At 45.5% G+C, this 19262-nt stretch carries 12 protein-coding genes, 2 rRNA genes and 2 pseudogenes; 6 read left to right on the top strand and 10 right to left on the bottom strand.

Annotation, left to right across the window (positions count from 1 at the left end):
- Together L5M18_RS21940 and rrf are read left to right on the top strand one after the other, a co-directional pair.
- Positions 1–208, top strand: a 23S ribosomal RNA gene (locus L5M18_RS21940); the annotation flags it as partial.
- A gap of 139 nt (positions 209–347) precedes the next feature.
- Positions 348–463: ribosomal RNA gene (rrf, locus tag L5M18_RS21945) — 5S ribosomal RNA — on the top strand.
- A 559-nt stretch (positions 464–1022) separates the two neighbouring features.
- Here rrf and L5M18_RS21950 read toward each other — a convergent pair.
- Positions 1023–1772, bottom strand: a complete 750-nt coding sequence (locus L5M18_RS21950; RefSeq protein WP_263198610.1) for a DUF2057 domain-containing protein — start codon at positions 1770–1772, stop codon at positions 1023–1025.
- A gap of 212 nt (positions 1773–1984) precedes the next feature.
- Complete coding sequence (locus L5M18_RS21955) at positions 1985–4051, bottom strand: bifunctional 2',3'-cyclic-nucleotide 2'-phosphodiesterase/3'-nucleotidase (protein WP_263198611.1); 2067 nt, start codon at positions 4049–4051, stop codon at positions 1985–1987.
- A 708-nt stretch (positions 4052–4759) separates the two neighbouring features.
- On the opposite strand from L5M18_RS21955, the gene L5M18_RS21960 reads away from it, so the two are divergent.
- A complete protein-coding gene (locus L5M18_RS21960) occupies positions 4760–6904 on the top strand; it encodes a M3 family metallopeptidase (RefSeq protein WP_263198612.1) in 2145 nt (714 codons plus the stop codon).
- 206 nt (positions 6905–7110) lie between these two features.
- Here the strand turns inward: L5M18_RS21960 and L5M18_RS21965 are convergent, their stop codons facing one another.
- The 3 genes from L5M18_RS21965 to L5M18_RS21975 all read right to left on the bottom strand — a co-directional run bounded on the left by L5M18_RS21965 (position 7111) and on the right by L5M18_RS21975 (position 10426).
- On the bottom strand, positions 7111–7494 hold the full coding sequence (locus tag L5M18_RS21965) for a GCN5 family acetyltransferase (protein ID WP_113940933.1): 384 nt from the start codon (positions 7492–7494) through the stop codon (positions 7111–7113).
- Positions 7495–7944: an acetyltransferase gene (locus L5M18_RS21970; RefSeq protein ID WP_263177536.1), complete on the bottom strand. Its 450-nt coding sequence runs from the start codon at positions 7942–7944 to the stop codon at positions 7495–7497.
- A gap of 277 nt (positions 7945–8221) precedes the next feature.
- Positions 8222–10426: a M3 family metallopeptidase gene (locus L5M18_RS21975; protein ID WP_263198613.1), complete on the bottom strand. Its 2205-nt coding sequence runs from the start codon at positions 10424–10426 to the stop codon at positions 8222–8224.
- 241 nt (positions 10427–10667) lie between these two features.
- On the opposite strand from L5M18_RS21975, the pseudogene L5M18_RS21980 reads away from it, so the two are divergent.
- Positions 10668–10880 (top strand): annotated as a pseudogene (locus tag L5M18_RS21980) (hypothetical protein); the annotation flags it as partial.
- Positions 10881–11543: 663 nt separating this feature from the next.
- Here the strand turns inward: L5M18_RS21980 and L5M18_RS21985 are convergent.
- From L5M18_RS21985 to L5M18_RS22005, 5 genes and pseudogenes are all read right to left on the bottom strand, one after another.
- Positions 11544–12419 (bottom strand): annotated as a pseudogene (locus L5M18_RS21985) (IS110-like element ISSpu22 family transposase); the annotation flags it as partial.
- A gap of 320 nt (positions 12420–12739) precedes the next feature.
- On the bottom strand, positions 12740–13450 hold the full coding sequence (gene phoU / locus L5M18_RS21990; protein WP_028760530.1) for a phosphate signaling complex protein PhoU: 711 nt from the start codon (positions 13448–13450) through the stop codon (positions 12740–12742).
- Between the two features lie 70 nt (positions 13451–13520).
- The gene (gene pstB / locus L5M18_RS21995; protein ID WP_028760531.1) at positions 13521–14339 is read right to left on the bottom strand and encodes a phosphate ABC transporter ATP-binding protein PstB; all 819 of its coding nucleotides are present in this window, start codon (positions 14337–14339) and stop codon (positions 13521–13523) included.
- Positions 14340–14372: 33 nt separating this feature from the next.
- Positions 14373–16031, bottom strand: coding sequence for a phosphate ABC transporter permease PstA (gene pstA / locus L5M18_RS22000; protein WP_028760532.1), 1659 nt, complete (start codon positions 16029–16031; stop codon positions 14373–14375).
- 59 nt (positions 16032–16090) lie between these two features.
- Positions 16091–18349 carry an ABC transporter permease subunit gene (locus tag L5M18_RS22005; protein ID WP_263198614.1) on the bottom strand — a complete coding sequence of 753 codons (2259 nt, stop codon included), beginning with the start codon at positions 18347–18349 and terminating at the stop codon, positions 16091–16093.
- Between the two features lie 200 nt (positions 18350–18549).
- Between L5M18_RS22005 and L5M18_RS22010 the strand changes: the two genes are divergently transcribed.
- Together L5M18_RS22010 and L5M18_RS22015 are read left to right on the top strand one after the other, a co-directional pair.
- Positions 18550–19083: a glycine cleavage system protein R gene (locus L5M18_RS22010; protein ID WP_263198615.1), complete on the top strand. Its 534-nt coding sequence runs from the start codon at positions 18550–18552 to the stop codon at positions 19081–19083.
- 36 nt (positions 19084–19119) lie between these two features.
- On the top strand, positions 19120–19262 hold a 143-nt coding region (locus tag L5M18_RS22015; RefSeq protein ID WP_263196006.1), incomplete at its 3' end, for a transposase.

Raw genomic sequence — 19262 nt, forward strand, 5'->3', positions numbered from 1 at the left:
GTCATGCCAATGGCATTGCCCGGTAGCTACGTTCGGAATCGATAACCGCTGAAAGCATCTAAGCGGGAAGCGAGCCCTAAGATGAGTCATCCCTAGGAATTTAATTCCTCTAAAGAGCCGTTCGAGACTAGGACGTTGATAGGCATGGTGTGTAAGCGTTGTGAGGCGTTGAGCTAACATGTACTAATGACTCGAGAGGCTTAACCATACAACCCAGATGGGTTTTACAAAGAAGCCTTAGACAGAATAYMGAYACTTGATAAAGTTTGAACTCAAACAAAGCAAATCAGCTTTCCGAATTATTATTAGCGTGAGCCAGAGATGGACACGGTAATAAACAGAATTTGCTTGGTGACAATAGCCTTGTGGAACCACCTGATCCCATCCCGAACTCAGAAGTGAAACGCAAACGCGCCGATGGTAGTGTGGGGTCTCCCCATGTGAGAGTAGGTCATCGCCAAGCATCCAAATAAACAAAAAAGCCCTAGCCTAAACCGCTAGGGCTTTTTTGTTTATACGCTTCGCAAAAACTTATCTCGATGTCGGTCAATAAATGTTCCTCCAATATTGACACTTCCACCATCCATGGCAGTCGCCCGCCGCTAAGCGGACTCCCCAGCTACGAAGACAAGCTTCTTCGCGTTCAATCATGCTAAATACTCCGTATTTATAGCGCTATGATTTCACCCCCATGTGAGAGTAGGTCATCGCCAAGCGCCTAATTATCTCATTGAGATGTAACCAAGCCAGCTGAATAAGCTGGCTTTTTTACGTCTGCAATTCACATGTTTTAGCGTTTTTGAAACCGTTTCATTGTTTGAAATAACATTAAGTTGTGAAGTGGAAATGGTTTACTGAACGCTTTCTTAATGAGCTTAAGTTTTACTAAGTTCTCATTTTATGAACTGTAATAGAGCCGCCAGTTCATAGTGACACTAAGCTGGCGGTTTGAAATAGATAGCTGAAGCAATGTTGATGGTTAGAGGACAAATACCCTCTTCAACGCTTGCGTGCTCTATGCATCACTCTTTGTTGATTTTGGCTTTGAAGCTGGCTTTGGTATTGTCGTTAGCTTGTTTGTACCAGTAATCCAGCATTTGACTGATTTCAGCTTGGCTAGGTGTCGTAGTAGGTGTGATTTGCTGAGCTTTGTCATTGTTCGCTGCGACTGCTGACGACATAACTGCTGGCGCGATCAAGCTCGTGGATGTGGCTGCTGATGTTTGGTGTATTTGCGGCTGGCTTGCCAATACTGGTGCAATGGCGTCGGTTGCTTGCGTTGTTGCGGTATTCATAGTGAGATTTAATGAAGCCGGATGATTACTAAGGTTGTACTGCAGTATCTCGTGTTCGAAATCCCGTCCTAGTTGAATGCCATTCTTAATTAATTTATCACTGGTAAAACCCACTGCTTCATCTTGAGCATTTAATAGCGTCAGCTTGGGCGACTCATCAAATTTTTTTGCATCTCTGGCTGAGTTGATAGCGGGAAGTGTCAGCGTGAGTGTTTGTGCTGATGCATCAAAACGGACGATGAGCACGTCGGAGAGATAATGTACTGAGTCAGCTTGTTGCCGGTATTGCGCGGCATAGCGGAAGGCAATTTGATTAGTCCCATCGGCTAAAACGAGGTTGCTACTCTTTACGGCTGGCTTGCCATTGACCGTTAGCACTTCAGCATTTTTAGGCAGATTGAGATGAACATCGGCCGTTGCAGGTTGCACTGCGCCCAGCATTAACGCAGTGGCACATAAGATTGATTGATATTTCATAAGCTTTCTCTGTTGTTATAAGGATGCCGCTAAGCTAAATAGTAAGGCAGATATTTGGCGACACAAAGTTGGTCTAACTTTTAGTGTGGAGCATGATGAGCTAAATGGCGACCAGCTGTTTATAGATCGCAGATTAGCGTTAATTTGATCTGCAGGGAATAAAAAAGGCTCACGAGGAGCCTTTTTTAGCATGATATTTCGGGATTGAACGCTTATTTGGTTAGGTTGATGCTATAAACGGCGAAACCCAGTTCATCCTTGCTTATCTTCTTCATTTCACGTTGTTTATTGGCTTCGATAAAGGTAGCGGCTTTGTCACTGTCTTGGGTTTGGAAGCGAACGTCTAATGTGACGTCGGTAGTGATGGTTTTGAAATCCCAGTTGTAATCGGCACTTGGATTGACCATACCTTCGTACTTACCCGTGGTTTCGTTGTATTGAGATTGCGCTGTGATATAAGCCGCTAATGCTTCACGGTTAGTATCGGGCAGTTCGAGCACGACATGGTCGCTACCCGTACCGGCAAACTTACCACCAAAGGCGCGGTAGTTATTTGAAGCGACGATAAACTCTTTCGCGGCAAATTCTTCGCCTGTGATGACTTTGCCGTTTTCGTCTTTATAGCTTAAATCAACGATACGGTTTGCGTTGGCATTAACGACGGCGCAATCGCGGTCAAACTTGCTCGGTTGGGTCACATCAATTTTATAGGTTAAGCCATCCAGTACGTCGAAGTTGTAGGTTGGATGACCATCCCAATTGATTAAACCTTGTGGGGTGGTTTTTGCAGGGTCAATTTGATTGAACTGGTTCGCTGAGCACTCGAGCCAATCTTTCAATTCGGCGCCCGTTGCTTTGACTGCCACCATAGTATTGGGATACAGGTACAGATCCGCGGCGTTTTTAAAGGTCAGTGGGCCTTTATCAACTTGCACAAATTGATCGGCATCACTGGTTGTACCGTGGCGACCGCCCGCTTTAAAGGGTGCAGAGGCTGACAGCACTGGCAGACCTTTTAATGCTGCAGGTAATTTCGCTTTCACGTTAGCGATTTGCGCATCGGAAACGATTTGTACCGTAGGGTCGTCCTGCACTAAGGTAAGGAAACTGTACATGTCCGCTGCGGCAACGCCGATAGGTTCATCCACAAAGGCGAGGGTGCCTTGGTGCTCGGCTGCGACTGCATCTTTAATTGCGGGATCTTGGCTAACTAACTCTTCCTTAGTTGCACCATTATATATGGGGCGAGCTTGCGTTTTGGCACTAAGGACATGCCATTTGCCATCTCTACGTTCAAGTTTAAAGTCAACAACCCCTAAGTTATCACCCCAACGACCTGGCATCACTGCGGGGACGCCGTTCAGTAGGCCTTTAGTGACGTCGGTATTGGGTAAGTCGGCATACTTAGTATCAGGGAAGATAGAGTGGCTGTGGCCGAATAGAATCGCATTGATACCATCAACATAAGTCAAAGCGTAAGTGGCATTTTCAGCCATAGGATCGCCAGGATTTTCCGTTGAACCAATGCCAGAGTGAGGAATGGCGATAATGATATCGGCCCCTTTGGCTTTCATTTCGGGGACATATTTTTTCGCGGTTTCAATAATATCTTCGACCGTCACTTTACCCGTCAGATTTTGTTTATCCCACAATAGAATTTGCGGTGGCACAAAACCAATATAACCAATGTTAATGGTTTGATTATTACCTTCACTGTCGATGATGTTTTTTTGTTTGATGATATAAGGGGTGAATAAATGCTCACCTTTTTTAACCTCATTCCAGCAACCATTATCGTCGGCGCAATAAACGTTTGAGTTGATATAAGGGAAATCTGCACCACTAATGGATTTATTTAAGAAATCTAAACCATAGTTAAATTCATGGTTACCGATATTACCGACTTCATAATCTAATAGGTTCATGGCTTTATAGGCTGGATGAATATCACCCATTTGCAGGCCAACTTTAGCCATGTAATCGCCCATTGGGCTGCCTTGTAGTAGATCGCCGTTGTCGACGAGTACGCTGTTTTTGGCTTCGTTGCGTGCAGCGTGGATTAAGCTTGCAGTACGGGCTAGACCGATAGTTGGGTCATTTTTGCCACTGTAGTAGTTGAAATCCATGATATTTGTGTGCAGATCTGTGGTTTCGAGTACCCGTAAATCGGCTTGAACGACTTTGTCATCAGGTTGAATAATCGTGTCGTCATCAGAATTACAGGCGCTTACACCAAGGGCGGCAGTGATCATCACTGCGAGTATTTTCTTATTTAACATAGTTATCTCTATTTATATTTATTTGACCCCAATGCATGTTCCGTAAAAGAACATGCCCATCATCCCGTTAATTCAGCGTAATTTAACTGTTAGGTTAATTTGCTGCTAAGTTAACGAGCGGGAATTATAAAGACATTTGATGATCTGAATGTGACATTAATCGGATAAAAGCTGTTTCAAATTGTGACTCAAGGTTTGCTTGCCTAAATAGTGAGCCGTTTAGCCTGTTTATTTGTTACGCCAATGTTTAAATAATTACAGTAAACAGTTTATTAAGAAGAATTAATATTTGTTATTGGAATGGCATTTTATTCGCTCAGCCCCTTGTCTATGTCGGGGATATTTGACGTAAAACTTCAGTAGAATTGTTTTAAATAATTCTTTTACATCAAATTTTAGCCAATGTTGATCACTTATGCTCGCATGTCTCTTGGCTTGATTGAGGCGAGTTAGGTTTAGCGTAGCGTTGGCATAGGCTTATTTAGACGAGTAATACACATAAAGTGATACAAATTAGCTGTGCTCTGGGCGGGTAAAACTTGGCTGAAATGCGCGTAACTTGTTAAGGTAGTTCATCGAAATTGACGTACGAAGCTACACAAGTTCGTTAAAACAGACTGTTGTAAACCGAAAGCCAAAATCCGTTTGCGCGCACCTTTTTACCTTAAAAATACAATCGAAAGGGCAGCAACATCCAAGGGAGTTAATATGCGTAAGTCCGTTATTACCACAGCCGTAGCTGCGGCATTGTTACTTGGCGCTTGTTCAGACAAGCCTGCTGTAAGCACCAATGAAGCCAAAAATGCCGTTGCGACTCAATCCGCCGCTAAAGCGCAAGCAACTAATGTGCTGCTGAGCAAGAGTCCACTGCAAGATCAAGCGCCGCAATTTAATCTTATTCAGTCTGTAGATTATGCTCCCGCCTTCGAGCAGGGCATTAAAGCTCACGATGCAGAAATCGCTGCGATTGTGAATAACAAACAAGCGGCTAGTTTTGACAATACCATTCTCGCCATGGAAACCTCGGGTGAATTGTTAACGCGCGTATCGCGTACCTTCTTTAATCTCGCAGGTCTGATTTCTGATGATGATTTCCAGAAAACCGAAGCGGATCTTGCACCTAAGCTATCTGCCCACCGAGATAATATTTATCTTGATCCGACTTTATTTGCCCGTGTTGAAGCCGTATACCAGCAAAAGAGCAGCCTAAATGCGGAAGATCAGCGTTTAGTTGAATACTACTATGAGCAGTTTGTTCGCGCTGGCGCGAAATTGTCGGCCGAAGATAAAGCTAAGATGCGCGACTTTAACGCTGAACTTGCAACCTTAGCGACGGACTTTTCACAAAACAGCTTAAAATCATTTAAAGATGATGTGATTGTTGTGACTGATAAAGCCCTGTTAGCCGGTTTATCCGACAGCGAAATTGCTACTTTAGCTGCGGCTGCTAAAGCTGCTGGTAAAGAAGGCTATTTGATTACTTTAGTCAACACGACACGTCAACCTGTGCTTTCTAGCCTGAGCAACCGTGAACTGCGCCAAAAAGTATGGGAAACCTCGGCGCACAGAGCCGTCGCAATCAATGGTCCATTGATTGTCAAAATGGCGCAAATACGGGCTAAAAAAGCCAATTTACTGGGGTTTGATACTTGGGCATCCTATGCGGTTGCCGATCAAATGGCGAAAACACCAGCCGCTGTGTATGAAATCCTCGATGATTTAGCGCCAAAAGCTTTAGCTCGCGCCAAACTGGAAGCGGCTGATATTCAAGCTGAAATCAAAAAGGCGGGCGGTGATTTTGAGCTGCAACCTTGGGATTGGGCTTACTACGCCGATAAAGTGCGTAAAGAGAAATACTCCCTCGATGAAAGCAGTATCAAGCCTTATTTCGAGTTTAATACTGTGCTGAAAGACGGGCTGTTTTTCGCTATGCATAAATTGTATGGCATCAGCTTAAAACCGCGTACCGATTTACCCGTGTGGCATTCCGATGTTTTAGCCTTTGAAGTCTTTGATAAAGATAACAGTTCTATTGGCTTATTCTATCTAGACCCGTATGCCCGTGAAGGCAAAGGCGGCGGCGCGTGGATGGATGAGTTCGTCACCCAAAGCGGTCTGCTCGGCACTAAGCCCGTAGTCTATAACGCGCTTAATATTCCTAAGCCAGCCGATGGCCCAACGCTAATGACCTTCGATGAAGTGACCACTCTGTTCCATGAATTTGGCCATGCAATACACGGTTTATTCTCGCAGGTGAAATACCCAAGCGTGGCTGGCACATCAACCGCACGTGACTTTGTTGAGTTCCCATCGCAGGTCAACGAAGATTGGAATATCGACCCTGCTGTGATTGCTAACTATGCCAAACACTACAAAACGGGTGAGCCAATTCCTAAGGCACTGCTCGATAAAATTTTAGCGGCAAATAAGTTTGGCCAAGGTTTTGATACCGTTGAGTACCTGTCAGCGGCCTTGTTAGATATGGAATGGCACTCTATCAGCGCCGATACTCAAATTAGCGATGTAGAGAAGTTTGAGCACCAAGTGCTAGCTAAACATGGTCTTGATTTTGCGCCAATTCCACCCCGTTATAAGTCGAGCTACTTTAGCCATGCCTTCTCCGGTGGTTATTCAGCTGGATATTATGCGTATTTGTGGACCGAAGTGTTTGCCGCCGATGCCTTTGCCTATATGGGCGAGCAAGGTGGATTAAAAGCCGATAATGGTGACAAATTCCGTAAGGAAGTCTTATCTAAAGGTAACAGTGAAGATCTCATGCAAGATTATATTCACTTTACGGGTAAAAAACCGACAACAGAGGCACTGTTAAAGCGCCGCGGTTTAGTCGATTAATTGTAAAAAGATAAAGGCTTGTTAGGGAAACCTAGCAAGCCCTTTTTTATTGATGTTGGGGCGGATTTATTAACCATTTTTTGTTTCAAGACAGGAAGTTTAGAGGACGAAAAATCTACAGGTAACGCTCCTAATCACAGCTCCAAAATAGTTTGTTGAAATGTTGTCGAAAGACAGTCTTAAACTATTTTTTATTGATTAAATTGTTATGTTTGATTGTCGCTTATAAAGTTAGCAATAGTGTCCTCCTTACGTTGACTCTCTAATAGCCACTCAACCCTCCATTCTGTTAGGCGTTCACCTGTTTTATGAATGAATTTTCCTGCTTCTGGTTCATCAATCCATTCAAGCTGTTTAACAAGTACTAAAGGCGCTTCAGACCCGTCAGTTTCATTCGAAAATTCAAGAGCCTCATTATAAGTATGAAATGCGTAATAGTAGATTTCACCATCAAATTCATCTGGAGCACCTTGCCAAGGGCGGCACCAAACACGATATTCTAAGACTTGATCATAGAAATAACCGCCGCCTGATTTTGTTTCCGCCGGATACTCTCCAACCCTATTTTCATCGATTGAATCAGGATACATCTACAATCCCTCAATGGAATATAACGCCATATGCAACAGCGGATAAGGTTTACCCTGTCCATCAACGGGTGAGCGACCCGTTACTGAAAAACCAATATGCTGGTAAAAACCTAATGCTTGCTCATTCTGCTCATTAACATCAACCTTTGCGGCTCCCAGTTCATTAATGGCATGTGTCGCTAGCATGGAACCAATCCCTTTTCCGCGCGCGTCAGGTGAGATGAACAGCATTTCAATATTGCCATCATGTACCCCGCAGAATCCGAGGATTTCTCCATTGTCATTTTTAGCGCACTTTAAGTGAACGGCGTCAAAATATTGTTCGAGGATCAACGGCTTTAATTCCTGTAGATCTTCTTCTGCTAAAAAGTCATGGGTTGCTCTCACTGATGCTTCCCAAATATTGAGCAGACTAAGATGATCTGCTTTTTCTACCATCTCAATATTCATCATATAACTCTATTGAAGATTTAATGTCGCCTAAGCGGTGAATCATAGTGGGTTAAAATGTGAAGCGGAAACGTACCAACCTTTACGAATCCGCGTTTAAAAAGTTTAGGCGTAAGTTCCGTAACATCTTTTTCCCAAGATGTTACCTGCCAAGCTGCACTCTGTCATCTTGACCTTTCTCGCCATTTCCCTATTTGGTATCAGTAAAATAAAAACAGGGAGTGTTAGCTCCCTGTTGGTGATATTTCAAACTTCAATTTAGAGGGATGATGTTATGTTACTCGGCCAGTAATCCGCGGCTACGTAGTAGCGGCTCTATACCGGCTTCTTTACCGCGGAAGTTTTTATACATCAGCATAGGATCATCACTGCCGCCTTTCGAAAGGATATTGTTACGGAAGGAGTCCGCAGTGGCCTTGTCGAAAATGCCGTTTTCTTTAAAGGCTTCGAAAGCATCCGCACCTAAAATATCCGACCAGAGGTAGCTGTAGTAGCCTGCTGAATAACCGCCTGCGAAAATATGCGAGAAGTAAGTGCTGCGATAGCGTGGGCTAATTTCTTCAATCAGTCCCATTGCCGCTAACGAGTCCGCCTCAAACTTGGCCGCATCCATTGGCCTAGTGTCGGTCAGTGTGTGCCAATCTAAATCGAGTTTAGTGGCCGCCATGTATTCAACGGTAGAAAAACCTTGGTTGAACTTGCTGGCCGCTTGGATTTTCTGCACTAGCTCCTGCGGGATCACTTCGCCGGTTTTGTAGTGCTTGGCAAATTGGGCTAACACTTCTGGCTGAGTCATCCAGTTTTCATTCACTTGCGATGGGAACTCAACGTAATCGCGAGGTACGGCGGTGCCGCCTTGTGAGCGATATTCGACGTTCGATAACATGCCGTGTAGTGCGTGGCCAAATTCGTGGAATAGTGTGCTGGCTTCATCGAAAGTCAGCAACGCTGGCTCATTACCCGCTGGGCGAGGGTAGTTTAATACGTTGATAATAATAGGTTTAGAATCAACGCCATTCATATGGTATTGCTTGCGGAAGGAGTTCATCCAAGCGCCGCCACGTTTGCTGTCACGGGTGAAATAGTCACCCATAAAGATGGCCATCAGTTTGCCGTCTTTATCGTAAACTTCCCAAGTACGAACTTCTGCATTGTATTTGGGCAAGTCGGTGCGTTCTTTAAAGGTTAAACCGTACAAACGGTTAGCCGTGTAGAACACGCCTTTTAATGTACTGTCGAGGGAGAAATACGGGCGGGTTTGTTGTTCGTTAAAGCTGTACTTAGCAACACGGATCTTGTCGGCGTAGTAATCCCAGTCCCACGCTTGCAGCTTAAAATTGCCACCTTGAGCGTCAATCATGGCTTGCATATCAGCCACTTCGGTTTTGGCTTGGGCCAATGCCGCTGGCCATACTTTATTGAGTAAACCGTAGACGTTTTCTGGTGTTTTAGCTGTGCGTTCTTCTAACACGAAATCCGCATGGGTTTTATAGCCCATCAGTTGAGCACGTTCAGCACGCAGGGCAGCAATCTTAGCGAGGATAATCTTGTTATCGTTGGCGTTATTGTTGTTACCGCGCTCGATATAACCTTTGTAGAGTTTTTCACGTAACTGGCGGTTATCGGCATAGGTTAAAAAAGGCGTGATAGAAGGGCGAGACGTGGTAAATACCCACTTGCCTTCATGGCCACGTTTTTTGGCGGTTTCAAAGGCTGTGGCAATCACATCTGCGGGTAAACCTGCGAGATCGGCTTTATTATCAACCACTAATTCGAATGCATTGGTTTCGGCTAATAGATTGTCTCCAAAGGTTAAATTGAGTTTGCCGATTTCTTCGTTCAGCGCGCGCAGTTTGGTTTTATCTGGCTCGCTTAAGTTAGCGCCGCCACGGGTGAAAGATTTATAGGTATCTTCCAGTAATTTGGCTTGGGCTGTGCTGAGCTTCAGGTTGTCTTTTGCGTCGTGGACAGCTTTAACTTTTTGAAACAGTTTGTCATTGAGCAAAATATCGTCTTCGGCGGACGATAACATAGGCGACACTTCTTTCGAGAGTGCTTGCAATGCTTCATTCGTATCCGCGCCCGTCAGGTTAAAGAAGACGTTAGAAACGCGCGTCACTAGATCGCCAGAAAACTCCATGGCTTCAATCGTATTGGCGAAGGTGGGTTTGGCTTTATTATCAACAATTGCTTGAATTTGTTCGTGTTGTTGAGCGATTCCCGCTTTAAATGCGGGGAGGAAATGCTCCGGCTTGATTTTATCGAAGGCCGGAATCTCCATAAAAGTATCATAGGGTTTAAAGAATGGATTAGTCGCATTCTGGCTGATAATTTGCGCTGACACTGCATTTGGCGCCGCACTTGTTTGAACACTGGCATCGGGTTGTTGTGTGCTACAGGCGCCCAATGTTAAGGCGAAAGCGATGGCACTTAGCGTGAGCTTAGCCGTGCGGGCTTGCGGTTTGAGGGTTAGTCCCTTCATTATTTGTTCCCCGTTAGGTCGATATTGTTATGGATGTTTGCATGATGATGGCCTTGGATTTCAGGAAAAAATTGAAGTCTACGTGCGGCTAAAACCATTAAATTAAGCTTAATGTGACTGTTTAACATGTATCGGACTAGGGGTTCCATCGATTTTGTGTTTAGTTTGTAACAAATGTTTTGTGTCAGGCTTTTAAGCAAAAAATGATGGCAAACTGGGCGAGGATATTATCGCGTCTCAGGCACGTTTTCTTGGCTTAGTCGACCCTAAACCCATTGCAATTGGCGGCTCAACAAACAGTAAATTACTCTCCATTGCTTTAAGTTTTGACCCAGCGATGCTGGGCGTGGAATACACAGGCCATACAGAAAAAGAGTTCATCACCCATAAGCAATTTATGCTGAACCTAAAAATGTACACCGCAGCGTTTATCGAACTATCGGCGGTTAAATAGCGCTCTTTGTGAAAGTGATTTTGGGATGGCACAAAAGTGTTGGGTAGCAATAAAGTCTGTATCAAGTATTAAGCCAAGTATTAAGGGTTAATAGAACAATGGCGGTTAAATCTTAGATTTCCGCCATTTCAACTCTAAATACTCAAAGGCAGAAAGGCTCAAAGCTAGTGAGTGATATCGTCAGTTGTGCTGCATGAATTGTCATTGTTTCCCCAGTGACTCGCCCCCTTTCATTTAATAAGAAGTATCCCTGAGGGCTCTACTTAACATGCCCCAACGGTCACTGTTGCAACAATGCCAATCCTCACTGACCCTTTCGCTGTTCGTTTAGCTAAAAAGCTATTGCCCCAAAGCAAGACAACTGAGTTACGCAGCATTAATTGTCATTGTTTTCCCAGTGACACGCCGTAAACTCATATATGGACCCATCCGGTTTGCAAGACATTCGATATCAATTTTGAGAAGAGTTCATTGCACCCATATATTCGGCCTCTTATTGAGGGATTCCTCTGGCCCTGATGGATATTTGCTTCTACTGTCCTTATCATCCCTGCGGCTTCATCAGAGCCTGTGTTTTCGTAAGGTTTTTAGTAGATCAGTCTGACTGTCTCATCATCAAATCAAGTGTCTTAGCAACTTGCTGGTTGGTTAATCGTTAACATACTTACTCCCACTGTGCCGCAACACCGCTCTGGCGCCGTGGATGAACAGCGTACGTAAATAGGCGTTTCCCCGCTTACTTATCCCGAGGAGGTTATCTTTCCCGCCACTGCTGTGCTGCTTAGGTACTAAGCCACACCAAGCTGAAAAATGTCGGCCATTGCTAAAGTCTTTGCCGTCACCCACTGCAGCATAAATCGCCGTAGCGGTGACAGGCCCAACACCAGGAATAGTCTGTAATCGCTGACAAATCACATTGTTTTGAGTTTCGTTTAGTACTTGGGTATCACAACTCTTAAGCCGTTTTTCAATGTCGATAACCTCATCATATAACTGATAAAATATGGCTCTACCCTTGGTGGTCAATGTATTGGCTTCATCGATCAAAATATCAGGTAGCTGGGCTTTAAAAGCCGATTTACTTTTGGTCATCACAATGCCGTATTCCGCTAGCATCCCTCTGACTTGATTGATTAAGGCTGTTGATTGTTTAGTTAATCGTTCCCGCATACGGTGGAGCAGTTGCACATCTTGCTGCTCGACGCTTTTGGGTTTTACAAACCGCATGTTGGGCCGCTGCGCAGCCTCCGCAATGGCTAGTGCATCGTTGTAGTCATTTTTATTACCTTGCCTAAAAGGAACCACATACTGCGGGGCAATTAACTTAACTACGTGCCCAAATTGCTCAAATTCTCTGGCCCAATAACTCGCGCCGCCACACGCCTCCATAACGATAAGGCAAGGCTCAATTTTCGCGACAAAGGGCAGCAAGTCTTTGCGTCTAAGCATTTTCTTTTTGATTAACTTGCCTGCTTTATCGACACCAACAGCATGAAAAACAGACTTTGCGATATCTAAACCGATTGTAGTAATCTTCATAGGTGGACCCGTCCTCTTTCTGATGAGTTTTAGCGACTACATCGTGGCCCATTGCGAGGCCGATTAAAAGTGGATGGGTCCATTCCATTATCCCAACTAAAATGACAGTTCACTCAGCTATACTAGCCTGCAGAATTTTCCAATGCGTTTTTACCAAATCGAATTGACTCATCATTGCTATTAGTACTGTCAAATCAGTCTATAAAAGCAGTCGGCATTTATTAAGCCGCATTTAAAAGCCCTAAAAGCAAAACGCTCCACAGAGACTGTAGAGCGTTTTATTCAGCGAATGGCATTACAATAGCAGATTAATACTTGTGTTAGCCTTTCATGTCCTTTTCCATATCTTCGTAGGAAGTATGGCGAACGTCTTTGCCTTTCACGTAGTAGATGATGTATTCACAAATATTTTTGCAGCGGTCGCCGACACGCTCAACTGCGCGTGCTGCCCATAATACGTCGAGTATGTCTGGGATTGAACGCGGATCTTCCATCATATAGGTCATTAACTGGCGAATAATGCCTTCATATTCACGGTCAAGCTTAGCATCTTCTTTATGCAGCTCTAACGCGGTATCGGCATCCATACGGGCCAAGGCATCTAAAGTCGCATGCAACATCCGAGTCGCATGACGCCCCATATTTTCAATGCTAACTAACAAAGGCTGCTGATTATTCAAACGTTTATCTAATGCCGCTTTTGCAATCCGCACACAGGCATCACCAATACGCTCAAGATCGGCGATGGTTTTTGAAATAGCGATAATCAGGCGTAAATCGCTGGCCGCAGGTTGACGCTTGGCAATAATACGCGTGCATTCTTCGTCAATGGAGACTTCCATCGCATTGACCTTATGATCGCCTGCAATCACCCGCTGGGCTAACTCGGCATCGAGGGCACTTAAGGCATCAATCGCTTGCTCTAGCTGACGTTCAACCAAGCCACCCATGGCGAGCACTCGATTACGGATATCATCCAGCTCAGCGGTGAACTGACCCGAAATGTGCTTACTTAAATTCATGTTTTCCATTGCGTTCCAACCTGTTACTTAACTGTTGACCCATACCAAGCCGTGGTGGCCTTATCCGATACTCAAGCGATTAACCGTAACGTCCTGTGATGTAATCTTCAGTCTTACGTTTTTTCGGCGTGGTGAAAATCGTATTAGTATCAGCATATTCAACTAATTCACCCATATACATAAAGGCCGTTTGATCCGATACCCGCGCCGCCTGTTGCATGTTGTGAGTCACGATAACCACAGTGTATTTCGTCTTAAGCTCAGTGATTAACTCTTCAATAGTCAGGGTCGAAATCGGATCGAGTGCCGATGTTGGTTCGTCGAGTAATAGCACTTCTGGCTCAATGGCTATCGCACGGGCAATCACCAGACGTTGCTGTTGACCGCCAGACAAACCAAAGGCGTTATCGTGCAATCTGTCTTTAACTTCGTCCCAAATCGCCGCGCCGCGCAATGAACGCTCAGCCGCTTCGTCGAGTTCACGACGGTTATTCAGCCCTTGCAATCTCAAGCCATAAACAACGTTTTCATAAATCGACTTAGGGAAAGGATTTGGGCGTTGGAACACCATACCGACATTACGGCGCAGGGCCGCGACGTCAATCTTTTTGTCGTAAATATTCTGGCCGTGCAGCAATATCTCGCCGCCGATATGACAATTATCAACTAAGTCATTCATGCGGTTAATACAGCGCAATAGTGTCGATTTACCACAACCACTGGGGCCGATAAAGGCAGTGACTTGCTTCTTGGGGATCTTCATCGATACATTAAACAGCGCTTGCTTATCACCATAGCGCAAATCTAAGTTACGGATCTCCAGCGCGGTGTCGTTCTGGCTTAAGTTAGCTAAATCAAAGTTATTGGTTTTCATTGCTGTCGAATCTATAGAAATCATATTTAGTCCTAATACTTTCAGGATAATCGCTGATTAGTGCTCAAGCGAACGATATTTTTCACGTAAGTGGTTACGCACGCTAATGGCCGTCAAGTTGAGTGCCACAATCACAGACACCAGCAAGAAAGAGGTCGCATACACCAGAGGACGTGCCGCTTCAACGTTAGGACTCTGGAAGCCCACATCATATATATGGAACCCTAAGTGCATGAACTTACGTTCTAAATGCACAAACGGGAAGTTAAAGTCCAGTGGTAAAGTTGGCGCTAATTTCACGACACCCACCAACATCAGCGGTGCCACTTCACCGGCAGCACGAGCGACCGCTAAAATCAAACCCGTCATGATCGCTGGACTCGCCATCGGGATCACAATCCGCCACAGGGTTTCAGCCTTAGTCGCGCCCAATGCCAAACTACCTTGACGTACTGCGCTTGGAATACGACTTAACCCTTCTTCAGTCGACACAATAACCACTGGCAGCGTCAAAATCGCGAGGGTTAATGCCGACCAAATCACCCCTGGCGAACCAAAGGTAGGAGCAGGCAAAGCTTCAGCGTAAAACAATTGGTCGATGGAACCGCCCATCATGTACACGAAGAAACCTAAACCGAATACACCATACACAATAGAGGGCACACCCGCTAAGTTGATTACCGCAATACGGATCATCTTAGTAATAGGGCCTTTCTTAGCATATTCATGTAGATAAACCGCAGCGACCACGCCAAATGGCGTCACGATAACCGCCATCAACATCACCATAAACACAGTGCCGAAAATCGCGGGGAACACGCCGCCCTCAGTGTTGGCTTCACGCGGGTCGTCACTCATAAAGCGTCCAATACCGACAAACCACTTACCAATTTTTCCTATGAGTCCTAAGTGATTCACATAGGTCACATCGAGAACGGTATCAAGCTTCAGTTCAACTTCTTCGCCGCGCATATCTCGGACAATAACCGAGTCACGCGCCGCATCATCACGCAGGGCAAATAACGCTTTTTCAAGCACTAAGTAATCTTCTTGCAATTGAGCTCTCTTGGCGACCAACTCAGCTTTTATACTGTCGGTCAGTTCCCCATCCAGCTCGAAACGACGCTCCTGCAAACGCAATTTTTCAATGGCGTAGTTAATCGAGCCAATATCTTGCTTCTGCAAATCAACCGCTTTGTCCGATAAGGCCACTGCGCGTTCGATGTGCTCCATTAAGGAGGATTCAATCGCATCATTCACTAAATCAAGACGCTTGCCATTTTCAATCACGGCTATCGGATAACCGTAGAAGTTACCGTTTTTAGCCCGCTCGATCAGTGCGACCTCGCTTGGCACAGAACGGCTAACAATGTCCGTACCTAATATCCAGCGGAAATCCAAACCCACAAATTCACGGTTACCGGTTTTCACTAAGTAACGGGTCACAAACTCGCCCGGATGTTGCTTAAACACATGGCCAGCAGCAATCAAACGCTCAGTCGGTACTTCTTCCCTATCGTAAACCTCACCAATTAAGGTCGAACGTACACCCGTGTTATCTTCAAGCTCCCACTGGTAAACGGTTGCAGGCCAAAAGTAACTTAAGCCGCGCCATGCGATTAACAATAATAAGCCTAAGACGGCAATCAAACTGATGCTCACGGCACCGCCCGTCATCCATATCCATGGCGAGCCTGATTTTACCCACTTACCCATTGCACAAACCTCTCAAGGTCACTGGCGAAATAGTATTTAATGTCATTGTCTTATCCCCGTTACAGCGAGCTATAGCGTTCACGTAGACGCTGTCTCACCACTTCTGCAATGGTGTTAAAGAAGAATGTAAAGATGAATAGTACGAACGCAGCAAGGAAGAGCACACGATAATGCGAGCTACCGATAGCCGATTCAGGCATTTCAACCGCAATGTTTGCCGCCAAGGTTCGCATCCCTTCGAACACACTCCATTCCATGATGGCGGTGTTACCGGTGGCCATCAGTACGATCATGGTCTCGCCAACGGCGCGGCCAAGGCCCATCATAATGGCCGAGAAAATACCCGGACTGGCGGTTAACAACACCACGCGTGTCAATGTCTGCCAAGGCGTCGCGCCTAAGGCTAAGCTGCCGTTAGATAAATGACGCGGTACAGAGAAAATGGCATCTTCAGCGATGGAGAAAATCGTTGGGATCACCGCAAAGCCCATGGCAATACCGACCACCAGCGCGTTACGTTGGTCGAAGGTGATCCCCAGTTCGTTAGTGATGAATTGACGGGTATTACCATCAAACAGCGCCACTTCGATGATTGGGCTGACCGCAAAAGAGAACCAACCCACGAAACAGACCACAGGGATTAACATCAGCTCTTGGTACACTTCGGGTAAACGTTGTTTCCACTTACCCGGCAACCTACTCCAGCCATAGGCAGATGTGAGTATCGAGGTCGGCAATAAGATCAGTAGAATTAAAATGCCGGGGAGATGTTCTTCAATCAGTGGCGCTAACCACAGACCCGCCAAGAAGCCTAAAATCACCGTTGGTAATGCTTCCATGATTTCAATGGTCGGTTTCACGAAACCGCGCACCTTAGGCGACATAAAGTAAGCCGTGTAAATCGCACCAGCAACGGATAAAGGCACGGCAAATAACATGGCATAAAATGCCGCTTTCATTGTGCCGTAGGCCAATGGCATTAAGCTCAGCTTAGCTTCGAAATCGTCAGAACCTGAGGTCGATTGCCATACATATTTAGGCTCTGGATAACCTTCATACCACACCTTGTCCCACATAGCGCTCCATGACACTTCTGGGTGGGAGTTTTCCACACTGAAGATATGCAGCTTTTTGTCCGCCTCAACGACTATGCCGTTTGAGCGTGGGGTAAAGCCCATTTTACCGGGGTTTTTAAGGTCAAACTTTGCATCAAACAGTTCACGATGACTCGTGGTATAGAGTAGTGTTAGCTCACCCTCAGAGCTCACTGTCGCGAAACTCTTACGATAAAACTCAGAGGCGATCGAACTGATGGGCGGTAAGTCATCAAACTGACGAATCTCTTGATATAAACGCCCTTTTTCACCATTAACTTGGAAGTACTGCGCCACAATACCTGTGTCATAACTGACCAGTAATGAACTCGCCCCCGCCAGCAAAGCCACGTTATTGACTTGTGCTTTAGCACGTTCAACATCAATCACCTGCAGCAGATCTAAGCTGTCAGTATCACGGATGTCGTACACGAAAATTTTATTGCCAGTTTGCAACATCAATTGACGTTGATCGGGCGTCATCAGCTCATGGGAGACTTTCTTCGGCGCATCTTGAATTTGTGACGTCGTAGAAACCCACTCCACTTCTTCAGTCATCATGTTCTCTTGCCCTTCGAGACGAGTGAGGCGCCAAACACCACTTTCATCTTGATAAGCAAAACTCATTTTGTCTGAGCTATAAGTGAAGGTCAGCTTATGAATCGCGCTGCCCGTCTCATCGACGGTAATGGGGGTTTCACCTGCGGGATAACGCAGTTTAGGTGTGATTAAACGTTTGTTATTGGGGTACGTTAAACCAAACTCTAGGCCCGCCACTATGACCTGACCATTACTTAATCCCAGCGCAAAACGTTGTTCGCTCGGTACAGCAACGGCGGCGCTGGTGACGGTAACACCCGCAGGTAACGTCGGGGTAAAGCTAGAAAGTAAGCTACCGTCGGCAACAGTATAGAAGTCCACTTGACCATGAACGCTCACACGGTACATCACCTCATTTTGCTCTTCAGCACCCACCATTAAGGTCGGCACATCCGCGTGTTGATAGCTCACACTCTTAACGGGTGTGACATCAGCACTGTCGAAAATGGGTTTAATCACATACAACAGATAAAAGAAGATCAACAATAAGGCGACAAATACCATAGTGCCGCCGATAGTGACGCTGATTTGCGCCGCTTTATCCTTAAATGCCCTGCGATTCGAGCGTCCGCCTTTAAGCATACTGTGCGATGCAGAACCAGGTTGAGTGACCTGACTTTCCATTAAGAACCTCTATTATTAATAGCTAGCGAGTTTTTTCGCTAGGATTTGCCGAGTGCTATGCTTACACTGTTTGAACGTAAACTGAGCAATAACAACATCCTTTATTCTAAGTGCGTTGGATTATATGACGCAAAGATGACAGTTGTGTTACACCCCGTTTTAAAACAGGTGCCTTTTACAAAAAATAGGAGTCAGTCACTATGCTACGATACTTAATCACACTACAAGCACCTGATAGAAAAGGATTAGTAGAACAAATCGCCCATGCTGTGAGTCGTCATGGCGGCAACTGGCTCGACTCAGAATTACGCCATATTGACGGTGTCTTTGCCGCGATATTGTTACTCGAAGTGCCGTCACTGCGCATGGACGAGCTTATTGAGGCCCTAGAATGCATCGATAGCCTGTCCCTCACCTACTCCAAAACCTCGGTCGCCCTTAAGCCCATCAAACGCTTAAGTTACAACCTAGTGGCCTATGACAGACCCGGACTTGTGCTCGATATATCCAATAAAATCAATGCAATTGGCATCAATATCGAGCAGTTTAGTAGTCAATATGAAACCGCAGGCCACACAGGTATAGCACTCTTTCGGGCCACCATTGGCCTTGGACTCACAGATCTAGCCCAAGAAGATCAACTGGTAGAATCCCTCTATGCTCTTCTGTCTCTTCTACACAAATCCCTCGGTTTGCCCCGAGGGATTTTTTTGAACCATTTTCAATTACCCTGATCTGATCCTGACCTTTTGTTTCAGATACCACATACCATGTTTTTAAGTGAACCATCACTCTGGGCACAAAGCATTTTTCAGCGCGCACAATTAGGGGATGTACGAAGGACCAAACGGCTTGTACAGTTGGCGGCTCAACTTGCAGCTCATACAGGACAATCTATCGTGCAATCCCTTTC

It is taken from the genome of Shewanella sp. SM20, assembly GCF_025654545.1.
GTDB classification, from domain to species: domain Bacteria; phylum Pseudomonadota; class Gammaproteobacteria; order Enterobacterales; family Shewanellaceae; genus Shewanella; species Shewanella oncorhynchi.

Excerpts from the sequence above, each read along its gene's own strand:
- L5M18_RS21950 (WP_263198610.1), bottom strand. The coding sequence starts at position 1,772 with ATGAAATATCAATCAATCTTATGTGCCACTGCGTTAATGCTGGGCGCA.
- L5M18_RS21955 (WP_263198611.1), bottom strand. The coding sequence starts at position 4,051 with ATGTTAAATAAGAAAATACTCGCAGTGATGATCACTGCCGCCCTTGGT.
- L5M18_RS21960 (WP_263198612.1), top strand. The coding sequence starts at position 4,760 with ATGCGTAAGTCCGTTATTACCACAGCCGTAGCTGCGGCATTGTTACTT.
- L5M18_RS21965 (WP_113940933.1), bottom strand. The coding sequence starts at position 7,494 with ATGTATCCTGATTCAATCGATGAAAATAGGGTTGGAGAGTATCCGGCG.
- L5M18_RS21970 (WP_263177536.1), bottom strand. The coding sequence starts at position 7,944 with ATGAATATTGAGATGGTAGAAAAAGCAGATCATCTTAGTCTGCTCAAT.
- L5M18_RS21975 (WP_263198613.1), bottom strand. The coding sequence starts at position 10,426 with ATGAAGGGACTAACCCTCAAACCGCAAGCCCGCACGGCTAAGCTCACG.
- phoU (WP_028760530.1), bottom strand. The coding sequence starts at position 13,450 with ATGGAAAACATGAATTTAAGTAAGCACATTTCGGGTCAGTTCACCGCT.
- pstB (WP_028760531.1), bottom strand. The coding sequence starts at position 14,339 with ATGATTTCTATAGATTCGACAGCAATGAAAACCAATAACTTTGATTTA.
- pstA (WP_028760532.1), bottom strand. The coding sequence starts at position 16,031 with ATGGGTAAGTGGGTAAAATCAGGCTCGCCATGGATATGGATGACGGGC.
- L5M18_RS22005 (WP_263198614.1), bottom strand. The coding sequence starts at position 18,349 with ATGGAAAGTCAGGTCACTCAACCTGGTTCTGCATCGCACAGTATGCTT.
- L5M18_RS22010 (WP_263198615.1), top strand. The coding sequence starts at position 18,550 with ATGCTACGATACTTAATCACACTACAAGCACCTGATAGAAAAGGATTA.